General features: G+C 70.9%; 12 protein-coding genes. 5 read left to right on the forward strand and 7 right to left on the reverse strand.

All coding sequences use genetic code 11. From position 1 onward, the window contains the following. Window positions 1-76 precede the first annotated feature (76 nt). The 5 genes from FL344_RS25175 to FL344_RS25195 are packed head-to-tail and all read left to right on the forward strand — an operon-like array spanning window position 77 to window position 5,023. Window positions 77-988, forward strand: a complete 912-nt coding sequence (locus FL344_RS25175; protein WP_141620305.1) for an LD-carboxypeptidase — start codon at window positions 77-79, stop codon at window positions 986-988. Then, window positions 985-2,166, forward strand: a complete 1,182-nt coding sequence (locus tag FL344_RS25180) for a serine hydrolase (RefSeq protein WP_141593757.1) — start codon at window positions 985-987, stop codon at window positions 2,164-2,166. The genes FL344_RS25175 and FL344_RS25180 overlap by 4 nt, the downstream gene beginning before the upstream one ends. After that, the gene (gene mpl / locus FL344_RS25185) at window positions 2,159-3,631 is read left to right on the forward strand and encodes a UDP-N-acetylmuramate:L-alanyl-gamma-D-glutamyl-meso-diaminopimelate ligase (protein ID WP_141620306.1); all 1,473 of its coding nucleotides are present in this window, start codon (window positions 2,159-2,161) and stop codon (window positions 3,629-3,631) included. Before FL344_RS25180 ends, mpl begins: the two co-directional genes overlap by 8 nt. A 1-nt stretch (window position 3,632) precedes the next feature. Then, entirely contained in the window at window positions 3,633-4,190 is a 558-nt protein-coding gene (locus tag FL344_RS25190; protein ID WP_141620307.1) for a TlpA disulfide reductase family protein, read from the forward strand. Between the two features lie 11 nt (window positions 4,191-4,201). Then, window positions 4,202-5,023, forward strand: coding sequence for an inositol monophosphatase family protein (locus FL344_RS25195; RefSeq protein ID WP_141620308.1), 822 nt, complete (start codon window positions 4,202-4,204; stop codon window positions 5,021-5,023). Between the two features lie 8 nt (window positions 5,024-5,031). Here the strand turns inward: FL344_RS25195 and FL344_RS25200 are convergent, their stop codons facing one another. The 7 genes from FL344_RS25200 to FL344_RS25230 all read right to left on the reverse strand — a co-directional run. Continuing rightward, complete coding sequence (locus FL344_RS25200) at window positions 5,032-5,646, reverse strand: polysaccharide biosynthesis/export family protein (RefSeq protein ID WP_011552015.1); 615 nt, start codon at window positions 5,644-5,646, stop codon at window positions 5,032-5,034. A gap of 23 nt (window positions 5,647-5,669) precedes the next feature. Then, window positions 5,670-6,935: a hypothetical protein gene (locus tag FL344_RS25205; protein WP_141620309.1), complete on the reverse strand. Its 1,266-nt coding sequence runs from the start codon at window positions 6,933-6,935 to the stop codon at window positions 5,670-5,672. A gap of 113 nt (window positions 6,936-7,048) precedes the next feature. After that, the gene (locus tag FL344_RS25210) at window positions 7,049-7,612 is read right to left on the reverse strand and encodes a hypothetical protein (protein WP_194858639.1); all 564 of its coding nucleotides are present in this window, start codon (window positions 7,610-7,612) and stop codon (window positions 7,049-7,051) included. Window positions 7,613-7,699: 87 nt separating this feature from the next. Continuing rightward, the gene (locus FL344_RS25215; RefSeq protein WP_141593763.1) at window positions 7,700-8,146 is read right to left on the reverse strand and encodes a cyclic nucleotide-binding domain-containing protein; all 447 of its coding nucleotides are present in this window, start codon (window positions 8,144-8,146) and stop codon (window positions 7,700-7,702) included. A gap of 41 nt (window positions 8,147-8,187) precedes the next feature. Continuing rightward, window positions 8,188-9,531: an AgmX/PglI C-terminal domain-containing protein gene (locus FL344_RS25220; protein ID WP_141620310.1), complete on the reverse strand. Its 1,344-nt coding sequence runs from the start codon at window positions 9,529-9,531 to the stop codon at window positions 8,188-8,190. Window positions 9,532-9,535: 4 nt separating this feature from the next. Beyond that, window positions 9,536-9,811, reverse strand: a complete 276-nt coding sequence (locus tag FL344_RS25225) for a hypothetical protein (RefSeq protein ID WP_141620311.1) — start codon at window positions 9,809-9,811, stop codon at window positions 9,536-9,538. Window positions 9,812-9,818: 7 nt separating this feature from the next. Further along, on the reverse strand, window positions 9,819-11,189 hold a 1,371-nt coding region (locus FL344_RS25230; protein ID WP_141620312.1), incomplete at its 5' end, for a lipopolysaccharide assembly protein LapB.

Below are 11,189 nucleotides of genomic sequence, written 5' to 3' on the forward strand. Positions count from 1 at the left end.
GTCCCGACGGACGGGGGAACTCAACGCTTCGCCCGCCCGGGCCTCGAATCACCGTGCCCCCCGGGCCCCGGGTGCTATGAAGCGCCCCGTGCGCTGGCTCAAGCCCCTTCCGCTCCGTCCTCGCGACGCCGTGCATGTCGTCGCCCCCTCCGGGCCCTTCGACCGCCCGAGCTTCGAGGCCGGCCTGGCCCTCATCGCGGAGCGCTACAGCCCCGTCCACGGCCCCGACATCTTCGCCGCCCACCGCTACCTCGCGGGGGATGACGCGCGCCGGGGCGGGGAGCTGTCGCGCGCCCTGCTGGACCGGGACGCCCGCGCCATCTTCAGCGCCCGCGGTGGCTACGGCAGCGCCCGGCTCCTGCCGGACCTTCCCTTCGCGGACGCCTCGCACGCGGCCTTCGTCGGCTTCTCCGACCTCACCTCCGTGCACGGGGCGCTCCAGGCGCTGGGGCGCGTCTCCTTCCACGGGCCCGTCCTCACGCAGCTCGGCCGGCAGCCTCCCGCGGTGCGCGAGTACCTGTTCCGACTCCTCGAGTCCCCCGAGGCGCCACCCCCGCTGACGGGCTCTGCCACCTACGTGCCCGGCATGGCGGAGGGGCACCTCGTGGGCGGCAACCTGTCCGTGCTGTCGCGCCTCATCGGCACCTCGTACATGCCGCCGCTCGACGGCGCGGTGCTGCTGCTGGAGGACGTCACCGAGCGCCCGTACCGCATCGACCGCATGTGGACCCACCTGCGCCTGGCGGGCGTCTTCTCCCGCGTGCGAGGCATCGTCCTGGGCGACTTCACCGGGTGCGAGGAGAAGGGTGCGGACTACTCCAGCGCCGACGTGCTCCGTGAGCTCGCGCGCGAGGCGGGCCTTCCCTGCGCGGCGGGCTTCCCCATCGGCCACGGTGACATCAACTACCCCGTGGCGCTCGGCACCCAGGTCCGCTTGGACGCGGACGCCGCGCGCCTCACCTTCCTCGAAGGAGCCGTCCGGGCATGAGTGGCGGTACCCACCCCATCGCGATTCTGCAGAAGGTCCTCGATGACGCCTGTGAATTGGGCGTCTTCCCCTCGGCCCAGGCCGTCGTGCTGCACCGGGGCGTCCAGGTGTTCGGCGGCGTCGCGGGCAAGGTCTCCGGCGACACGCGCTTCGACCTGGCGTCGCTCACCAAGGTCATCAGCACCACCTCGCTCTTCCTCCGCCTCTGGACGGAAGGGAAGGTGGGGCCGGAGACGTTGGTGTCCCGCTACTTCCCGGGCACGCCCGTGGGCGACGCGGGCGTCACCGTGGCGGACCTGCTCTACCACCGCTCCGGCCTGCCGCCCTTCGTGCCCTTCTTCGCGCAGGCGCTCACCGCGCACCCCGAGCTGCTGGACGCGGACTGTCCCTCCGCCCTGCGCGCACGCGTCCGCGACGAGGTCATCCAGGCCGCCGCCGCCACGCCGCTCGCCGCCGAGCCCCAGACGCGCGCCGCCTACAGCGACGTGGGCTTCATCCTTCTGGGCGAAATCCTCTCGCGGGCCGCGGGCGCTCCGCTGGACACGCTCTTCTCCCGCCACGTCGCCGAGCCCCTGGGCCTCAGTGCCCGCTTCCACCGCCTCACCGACTTCCCCGCGGACGCCATGCCCGCGCCCACCGGCGCCACCCGCCCGCGCGAGCCCGCTCCGGGGCAGGAGACGCTGTGGAAGGACGTGCCCACCCAGCCCACGCGCCCGGGCGAAGTGGATGACGACAACGCCTGGGTGATGGACGGCGTCGCCGGTCACGCGGGCCTCTTCGGCACCGCCGTGGACGTGGCCCGCTTCGGCCAGGCCGTGCTGGACGGCTGCGCGGGCGGGGCCATCATCGCGCCGGGGCCGCTGTGGCACCGCGCGCTGGCCACGGACCCGAAGGTGGAGGCCAGCACCCGCTCCATGGGCTTCGACTCGCCCTCCGAGGGCGTGTCCAGCGCCGGGCACTACATTGGCGACACCCCGCCGGGCGCGGTGGGGCACCTGGGCTTCACCGGCACCAGCCTCTGGGTGGACCTGCGCCGCTCGCTGGTGGTGGCGCTGGTGACGAACCGCGTGGCCAACGGCCGCCAGGAAACGCGCATCCGGGATTTCCGACCGCTCTTCCATGACTTCGTCGTGGAGGCGCTCGAGCTCACTGAAACGAAGCAGGGACACCATGGCTGACGACAACGGAAACGTCCTCGACACCCTCGAACCCGGCAGCGTGCGCCGCATCCACCTGGTGGGCGTGGCGGGCACGGGCATGGGCTCCTTCGCCGGCATGCTCAAGGCCGCCGGCTACGACGTCACGGGCAGCGACGAGAATGTCTACCCGCCCATGAGCGACATGCTCCGGACGTGGGGCATCCCCGCCGCCACGCCGTACCGGCCGGAGAACCTGGACGCGGCGAAGCCGGACCTCGTCATCATCGGCAATGTCATCCGCCGCGTGAATCCCGAGGCCACCGCCGTGCGCGAGCGCGGCCTCAAGCAGATGAGCTTCCCCGCCGCGCTGGGCTCGCTCTTCCTGGACCGGTCGCACTCCGTCGTCGTAGCTGGCACCCACGGGAAGACGACGACGTCCTCGCTCATGGCCCACGTGCTGGTGGCGGCGGGCAAGGACCCGTCCTTCCTCGTGGGCGGCGTCACGCAGAACTACGCGGGCAACTACCGCGTGGGGAAGGGGCCGCACTTCGTCGTCGAGGGCGACGAGTACGACACCGCGTACTGGGACAAGGGCTCCAAGTTCCTCCACTACCGGCCGCGCACCGCCATCCTCACCAGCGTGGAGTTCGACCACGCGGACATCTTCCGCGACTTGCCGCACTACGAGGCGACCTTCGAGAAGTTCGTCCGGCTCATCCCCCAGGACGGGCAGCTCATCGTCTGCGCCGCCTACCCCAACGCGGTGAAGCTGGCGCGTGAGGGCTGCCCGGGGCGCGTGGTGACGTACGTGGCGAAGGAGGGCGCGGACGCGGACTACACGCCGCGCAACCTGTCCTTCGGCCCGGATGGCGCGCGCTTCGACGTGGTGGCGCGCGGCGAGGTGCAGGGCACGGTGCAGCTCCCCATGGGCGGCGCGCACAACGTGGAGAACGCGCTGGCCGTCATCGCCGCGGCGCAGGGGCTGGGGCTCACCTTCGACGAAATCGCGCAGGGGCTGGCCACCTTCAGCGGCGTGAAGCGCCGGCAGGAGATTCGCGGCGAGCCTGACGGTGTCCTGGTGATTGACGACTTCGCGCACCACCCGACGGCGGTGCGGGAGACCATCGCCGCCATCCACCACCGCTACCCGGAGCGGCGGCTGTGGGCCATCTTCGAGCCGCGCTCCAACACCAGCCGCCGCAACATCCACCAGGAGGACTACGCCCACGCCTTCCCCGGCGCGGCCCGCGCCAGCCTCAAGGTGCCCGAGCGCCACGACAAGGTGCCCGTGGGCGAGGAACTGGACGTGCGCAAGCTCGTCACCGACCTCCAGGCCCAGGGCATTCCCGCCGAGGGCGCCACGGACGTGCAGGCCCTGGTGGACCTGGCTGCCCGCGAGGCCCGTCCCGGCGACGTGCTGCTGGTGATGAGCAACGGGGCCTTTGGTGGCTTCATCGACAAGGTGCTCGCGGCCCTCGCGGCCCGGGCGCAGAAGGGAGCCTGACATGCCGCGCCTGCCATTCGCTGTCGTCGTTGGGGCGCTCACGCTGTCCGGCTGTGCGAGCGCTCCCTCCATTCCGCCTCCAGGGCCAGAGGGGCAGGGGACTTCGCAGCGCAGCGGCCTCAAGGGCTCGCAGCCGCTGGACTTCCAGGTGAAGCGCTATCCCGGCGGCGAGCCGTATGACCTCGCCTCGGACCGGGGCAGCGTGGTGGTGCTCGACGTGTGGGCCACCTGGTGCGAGCCCTGCAAGGACGCGCTCCCCTACTACCAGGACCTCGCGAACGAGTACGCGGCCCAGGGCCTGAAGGTGTACGCGCTCAACATCGACGAGGACCCGCGCGCCATCCCCGCCTTCCTGGCGGAGACGAAGGTGACGCTGCCCATCCTCCTGGACCAGAACGCCCAGGTGGCCGAGCGCACCCTCAAGGTGCGGGGCATGCCCACCACGTATTTCATCGACCGCAAGGGCATGGTGCGCCATGTCCATGAAGGCTTCGCCGAGGAGTTCCTCGCGAAGTACCAGACGGAGCTCGAGGCGCTGCTCGCCGAGCCCACCCCGTAGAGGAGAGCGTCATGTCCCAGGACTCGCCCGACAGCCTGCGCCGCACCGCCGAGGAGGGGGCCCGGCTCGCCGGCCGCATCCTCGCGGACCGGTTCCTGGGCGAGCGCACCATCGAGTTCAAGGGTGGCATCGACCTGGTGACGGACGCGGACAAGGCCTCCGAGGAAGCGCTGCTCGCCTTCATCCGCGAGCGCCACCCCGACCACGCCATCCTCGCGGAGGAGAGCGGCGCCACGCAGGGCACCGACAGCCTGCGCTGGCTGGTGGACCCGCTGGACGGCACCACCAACTACTCGCACCGAGTGCCGCACTTCTGCGTCAGCGTGGCGGTGGAGGGCCCTGGCGGCGTGCTGGCTGGCGTCGTCTATGACCCGATGCTGGACGAGCTGTTCTCCGCCGCGCGCGGGCAGGGCGCCACCCTCAACGGCCGTCCGCTGCGCGCCAGCACCGTGTCCTCGTTGGACCGGGCGCTGCTCTGCACGGGCTTCCCCTACGACGTGCGAGAACGCCCGGAGGGGCCGGTGGGCCTCTTCACCCGCCTCATCCTCCACGCGCAGGGCATGCGCCGCACGGGCAGCGCCGCCATGGACCTGGCCTACGTGGCCGCGGGCCGCTTCGACGGCTTCTTCGAGTTCGGTCTGAAGCCGTGGGACATCGCCGCGGGCTCGCTGCTGGTGGAGGAGGCGGGCGGTGTCATCCGGCACATCTCCGGCGAGCCCTTCGACGTGCTGCGCGGCGACGTGATTGCCTCCGCGCCCGCGCTGGCCCCGGCGCTGCTGTCCGAGGCGAAGCGCTTCGTGGACGGGCTGCGCGAACATCCTCCGCGCGGCTGAGGCTCAGGCTAGAAGAAGCTCTCCGGCACGAAGACGATGTCGCCGGGCTGGAGCATGAAGTTCTTCTCCCGCCCCACGCCGATGTCCTCCACGGGCACGCGAATCTTGCGCTCCTGCCCGTCCACCACGCGCGTCACCAGCGTGTTGTTCTTCGCCGCCAGCTTGGTGAAGCCGCCAGCCAGCGTAATCGCCTGGACGATGGACATCTCATTGTCCACGGGGAAGGTGCCCGGCTTCTGCACCTCGCCGAAGACGAACACCTTCTGCGAGTTGTACTCGCGGATGAGCACCGATACCTGGGGGCGGCGCACGTAGCGCGCCAGGCAGTCCCGCAGCTGGTCCGCCGCCGAGCTGGGCGTCGTTCCCGACAGCGGCACCTTGCCGCACAGCGGGTAGTCGATGGTGCCCTCGCTAGACAGGCGCCAGGTGCCGGAGTGCTCGGGCTCCTGGAAGACGCGCACCTCCACCACGTCTCCGGGCCCCAGCTTGCCGCCACTGGAGCGCGCGGCCTCGGCCTCCGCGGCGGGCGTGGGAGCGGGCGGCGGCGGGCGCTGCGACGTGCCGAAGCAGGCGGGCAGCGTCATCAGGGACAGCACGGTGAGGGCGGCGCGGAAGCTGGTCATCTCCAGGTGGGACAGACGCTCACTCAGTACGTCACGGAGAGGCGGGCGTACCCCTCGTGCCGCGAGTAGTTGAGGCCGCCGCCGTCCACCGAGGAGGAGCGGCGACCCAGCATGTAGCCTGCAGCGCCCGTCAGCCATGGGTAGAACTGGTACTCCGGGCCGATATTCACGCCGACGACGGTGTCCTTCCGGCCGCCGTCGAAGCGCAGGAAGTCCACGGCGAGCCCGCCGGACACCGTCAGCTTGCCGCCGAAGAGGGCGCGCACCTCGCCGTAGCCCCGGTCGTCCGTGAAGAAGCCGTAGGCGGCCACGGGCTCCAGGGTGCGCAGGTAGCCCGCCTTGAAGCTCAGGGTGGGGCTGTAGAGGTAGGTGCCCTCCATCTGCCCCAGGAAGGTGCCGCCACCGGTGCTGCCGAAGTTCTGGCCCCAGCCCGCCTTGGCCGTGACGGCCACCTTGGGGGACACGAGGCCCGCCACGCCGCCCATGACGCGCAGCAGCGAGGCCCCCGGCGTGCTGTCGTTGAAGTAGCTGCGCACGTCCAGGTGGGTGTCGAGCACCACCGCCGTCTTCGGCAGGAAGCGCCAGCGGCCTTCCGCGCCCACGCGCAGGTTGCCGTAGTCGAAGCGCTCCACGGCGGCCGGGTCGCACACGCTTTCGGTGCAGCCGACGGGGCTCACCGAGCTCAGCGGTTGGAAGAACTCCACCGCGTAGGCCACGCTGGGCGTCAGCTCCAGCGCGCCGCCGCCGGGGCGCCACGGGGCCTTCACGCGCGCTTCATTGAAGAGGCTGAGCACGCCCACGCCCACGGCCGCGGTGCGCGTGCGGTCCGAGCGCGCGAACTGGTTCGACACCTCCAGCGTCAGCGGGGCGTCCGGGTTGAAGCGCGCGTTGAGGTCCGCCGCGCCCTCCATGCGCGAGGCCGCGCTGGAGTTCTCCGTCACCAGGCCCGTGTACATCACGTAGTCCAGGTTGGCGCCCAGGTTGAACGCCAGGGTGGACGACGGAATCTCCAGCCGGAAGCCAGGGCGGAAGCGCAGCGCCACGTCGCTCGCCAGGTTGGCCGATACCGGGTCGCTGTTGGGCTCCGAGTTGGAGGTGGGCGAGAAGTAGCCCACGCCGCTGTCCAGCCGCGTCTCCAGGTCGAAGTAGGGGTGCAGCCGCCCGCTGCCCACCTTGAAGCCGTTACCCCCGGTGGGAGGCGCCGCGATGCCCTGGGCGGAGGCCGTGCCGCCCAGCGCGAGCAGCGCCAGAGCACCCAGTCCTCCCCAGAATGTCGCGGGCTGCTTCATGGCTCAGAAGGGCTTCCCAGGTGTGAGGCGCATTTCCTCTCACCTTTCGTGCTTGCGGCCGGCGGCGTCATAACACATGCGAGTCAGGCCGGACCGAAGGTTTGTTGGCGGTGTTACCGGACGGGGCTGGCGGGAGGTGGGCGCACCAGGACGATGTCGGGCGTGGGGGGACGGCTGGGGTCGCCTCCGGGGAGATTGTTGGGCTCCTCCACCTCCACGAAGAGATTTTCATCGGTGCGGAATGCGAGCTGGCCGATGCACTCCTCGGCCTCCGAGCGGAGCTGTCCCACCTTCTGCCGGGCGATCATCACCTTGGTGAATTCGTGCTCGCTGGACGAGGACTCCTGGCGGGACACCGCCTCTTGGAGGGACACGTCCGCCTGCTCGGAGATGCGCAGCAGGCCCTTGATTTGAGTGAGCTTCTCGTTGGCGCAGTTGAGCTTCACCACGTCCTTGGTCCGCCGGGCCTCCTCCACCTTCCCCAACACCGAGCGCAGCACCTCGCGCATGCCGCCCAGGGCCTGCGTGCTGCGCACCAGCTTCGCCGAGTCCGGCACGTCGCTGGCCTTCTCCAACGCCGCGGTGGCGGCGGGAGGGGCTGGCGGCGCGGCGGGGGACGGGCTTTGTGCCGTCGCCATGCCGGCGGCCAGGACGGCGAGCATTCCGACGTTGCGCATGCGGCTCACGATGCCGCAGAGCGTAGAGGCAGGGGTGGGGGGTGTCAAACCAACACGAGGGCAATGAAAGTGGTCAGGACTGACTAGTCAGACCTTCGTTGCGAGACGAACATTGGCCTCGCGCAGACGGGCAGACAGGCTCCTGGCGATATTGACCACGATGAAGGTGAACCCATCTCCATGGGTCCTCCGGAACTCGCGGAGGTCCTGCGCGCTGAGCTGAAGCAGGTCCACGTCCGTCTTTGCGCACACGGTGGCAGAGCGGAAGTCCTTGTCGATGAGGCCCATCTCCCCGAAGAACTCGGGTGGGGACAGCACCGCGAGCGGATGCAGGCCGCCCTGGGGCTGACGGCGCGCGACCTCCACCTGGCCGCGGACGACGACGAAGAGGCTGTCGCCCAAATCCCCTTCTTCGAAGATGACATCCCCGGCCGCGAAGTGCCGCGCCCGCGCCAGCTCGGCGAGGTGGCCAAGCTCCGCGGAGGAGAGCATCTCGAAGAGCGGCGATGCGGCGATGACGGACAGCTTCTCCATGGTCCCCCCGGGGCCCGGGCTGGGTGCTCCCGGCCGGGAGCCTAGCCCGCCGGCGCGAAGACGAAGGGGTAGGAAACGGCTGTCTCGTCGTCGGGTTTGAAGGGGAACACCCAGCTTCGGATGGTGGTGCGGATGCAGTTGCCCACCGCCTCGCTGCCCAGGGTGTTCTCTTCGATTTCGATGTCCCCGGCACGGCCGGACGTCTTGATGGTGAAGCGCACCACCACCTTGCCCTTGAGTCGGGGGTTCCGCTTGAGCTCCTTCTCGTAGCAGCTCTGGATGGCGGCCTTGCGCGCGCGCACGTAGCGGGCCAGCGCGTCGCGGTCCACGTCGGCGCTTTCGATTTCGGGCGTGGCGTCCTGCACGCGGCCCTTCACCACCGTCTCCTTCTTGTCGCCCAGGTCCACCTTGCCACCGCCCTGGGTGCCAATGGCGCCGATGTCCGTCACCGTGCCCGTGCCGCCGCCGCGAGGTCCGCCGCTGGCGCCCACGGAGGCTTCGCGGGCCACGCCCACGCCGCCCGCGCCCGCCAGGGCCTCGGCGATGTCACCGCCGCCACTGGCGCCGCCCAACACGTCCGCGAAGGCACCCTGGCCACCACCGCTATTGGAGCCCAGAATCTTCAGCAGGCCCTTGCCGGAGACCTTCTTCACCACCTCCGCGCGGCGCTGCTGGGCGGCGTCACCCGCGGGCTTGTTCTCCGCGGGCGTGTCCTCCTTGGGCGCGGCATCGGGCTTGTCGCTCTTGGGGGCTTCGGCGGCGCCGGTGTCCGCCGGCTTAGGGGCCTCCACGGGGCGCTGGGGGATGATGGCGCGCACGAAGCGGTCATCCAGTTCGTCCAGCTCCAGCTCGGCCACCTGCGGCGTCTCCGAGGTGATGATGAGGGCGGCGCCGGAGAAGTGGACCAGGAGCGAGGCGGCGAGGATGCCGAAGAAGACGCGGTCCATCGTCTTCCACCGGCTGACCATGACGTCCGTGGGCAGCACCGGCTTCGCCTCGTCGGGCGGCGGCGTGACGAATTGGAAGAAGAGGGTGGCGTCACCCAGCTCCACCTTGCCGCGAGCGCTCTCCGGCAGGGGCAGGACGTGCAGGTCGCCGCGGCGGGTGGCAAGGCCCTGCGCGCGCAGGGATTCGAAGTCCACGTCGGACGAGCCCAGGTTGACGCGGCCCTTCATGTCCGGCGCGATGACGAGCTGGAACTGCTGGTTCGTGTTCTCCAGCAGGGCGAAGCGGGCGGGCCGGCCCTCGGTGGCGGGCAGGACGATGGTGTTCTTCGCGTCGTGGCCGATGGTGACCGCTTCGCGGCGGACGTGGTGCTCTTCGACGATGCGGCCGTTCTGGATGACGCCGACGCGGAGCAGCTTGTTCTGCGAGGTGGCGGCCATGGGACTAGAAGGGTTCCTGTTCCACGCTCTTCTCGACCTTGGGCACGAAGCTCTCGGTGCGGCTGAGGTCGTCGAAGCTCAGGTTGGAGCGCTGGAGGATGTACATGGCCTGGGGCTTCTGGATGCGTCCTTCGACGGTGATGGCTTCCAGGCGGATGACTTTGCGCGGGGCCTTCTTCGGCGACGCGGCGCCGCTGCTGGACGAGGAGGCCTGACTGGCGTCCTGGGCCAGCACGGGCGCGGCGGCGAGCATCACGATGAGGGCGAAGGCGGAGCGCATGGCGGATTTACTGGGAGTCGGTGGTGAGTCTACCCGAGCCGGAGGGCACCGGGGCAGCCGTCGGGCCGTCCGGGGACGGTGCCGGGCTGCTTGGGGCGGAGGTGGTGGAAGGTGAGGCGTCCGGCGCCGCGACGTGCGCGTCCGGCGCTGCGTTGGACACCGACGGGGCGGGCGGTGTTCCCTCGGGGGGGCTGGCCTCGGCGGCTTTCTGCGCCTCGGCGGCCTTTCGGAGCTGGTCCTTCTGCTCGCGCTCCAGGCGCCGCTCCTCGCGGTCGATGAGCTTGCGCGCGTCCTTCACGTACTGGGGGATGCGTTCGTCGCGTCCGCCGCGCGCCTGGTAGTTGTCGAAGTGGGTGAGGGCCGTCTTGTAGCGCTTCAGCGGCTCCATCCCCGGCGGCTCCACGTCGAGGTAGAGGATGGCGAGGTTGAAGTACGCGTCCGCGGCGCGCGGCGTCAGCAGCAGCACCTGTTCGTACTCGGCGCGGGCCCGCGCGAAGTTCCCCTGGCCCCGGTGGGCGTTGCCCAGGTTGAGGCGGGCCGACGCGAAGTCCGGCGCGGCGCGCACCGCGGCCTCCAGTTCGGTGACGGCGGCCTCGTAGTCCTGCGCCTCGTTGAGCATGGCGCCGAAGTTGTTGCGCGCCTCCGCGAAGTCCGGCCGCAGCTGCGCGGCCGTCTTGAAGGACTCCAGGGCCTGGGGACGCGAGTCGAGCGCCAGGTACACCAGCCCCAGCGCGTTGTGCGTGGCCGCGTCCTTCGGGTCGATGGCGCGGGCGTTCTCCAGCACCATGCGCGCCAGCTCGTGCTTGCCCTCGCGGTAGTAGACCTGCGCCAGCACCTGCATGGCGCGCACGTGCCGCTCGTCGCCCTTCAGCGCCTGCTTGGCCTCGGCCGAGGCGGCGGCGTGGTTCTTCGCCTGGAGCAGGGTGATGGCCAGCGCGGTGCGCAGCGCGACCGAGTCCGGCTGGGAGGACAGCCGCTCGCGCAGCTCGGCTTCCAGCTTCGCCGTGCGGCCGGTGCGGCCATACAGGCGCGCCAGGCAGTCCCACGCGGACTGCTGCTCGGGGGCCACGTCCAGCGCCTTGCGGTAGGAGCGCTCCGCATCCGCGGTCTTCCCCATCCGCTCCTGGACGATGCCCAGGTTCGTCCACGCGTAGTCCAGCTTCGGGTCCAGCTCGACCAGGGTGCGCAGCGCCGCTTCGGCCGCGGTCAGCTCTCCCCGGCGCGCAATCTCCACCGCCTCGACGAAGTCGCGCTCGGGGCCGCGCGGCGCTTCCGGACGGGACAGGGGCGGTGACGGCGCCTCCGTGGTGGCGCCCGCGTCCGGCGGTGTCACGGCGGTGGAGCCCGCGTCCTCGGCGGCGGAGGTCTCCTCGGGCGG

It is taken from the genome of Myxococcus sp. AB036A (assembly GCF_006547355.1).
Taxonomy (GTDB): domain Bacteria; phylum Myxococcota; class Myxococcia; order Myxococcales; family Myxococcaceae; genus Myxococcus; species Myxococcus virescens.

Bases quoted from the DNA above. Each gene is read 5' to 3' on its own strand.
- FL344_RS25175 (WP_141620305.1), top strand. From the start codon at position 77: ATGAAGCGCCCCGTGCGCTGGCTCAAGCCCCTTCCGCTCCGTCCTCGC.
- mpl (WP_141620306.1), top strand. From the start codon at position 2,159: ATGGCTGACGACAACGGAAACGTCCTCGACACCCTCGAACCCGGCAGC.
- FL344_RS25220 (WP_141620310.1), bottom strand. From the start codon at position 9,531: ATGGCCGCCACCTCGCAGAACAAGCTGCTCCGCGTCGGCGTCATCCAG.
- FL344_RS25190 (WP_141620307.1), top strand. From the start codon at position 3,633: ATGCCGCGCCTGCCATTCGCTGTCGTCGTTGGGGCGCTCACGCTGTCC.
- FL344_RS25215 (WP_141593763.1), bottom strand. From the start codon at position 8,146: ATGGAGAAGCTGTCCGTCATCGCCGCATCGCCGCTCTTCGAGATGCTC.
- FL344_RS25180 (WP_141593757.1), top strand. From the start codon at position 985: ATGAGTGGCGGTACCCACCCCATCGCGATTCTGCAGAAGGTCCTCGAT.
- FL344_RS25200 (WP_011552015.1), bottom strand. From the start codon at position 5,646: ATGACCAGCTTCCGCGCCGCCCTCACCGTGCTGTCCCTGATGACGCTG.
- FL344_RS25195 (WP_141620308.1), top strand. From the start codon at position 4,202: ATGTCCCAGGACTCGCCCGACAGCCTGCGCCGCACCGCCGAGGAGGGG.
- FL344_RS25210 (WP_194858639.1), bottom strand. From the start codon at position 7,612: ATGCGCAACGTCGGAATGCTCGCCGTCCTGGCCGCCGGCATGGCGACG.
- FL344_RS25205 (WP_141620309.1), bottom strand. From the start codon at position 6,935: ATGAAGCAGCCCGCGACATTCTGGGGAGGACTGGGTGCTCTGGCGCTG.
- FL344_RS25225 (WP_141620311.1), bottom strand. From the start codon at position 9,811: ATGCGCTCCGCCTTCGCCCTCATCGTGATGCTCGCCGCCGCGCCCGTG.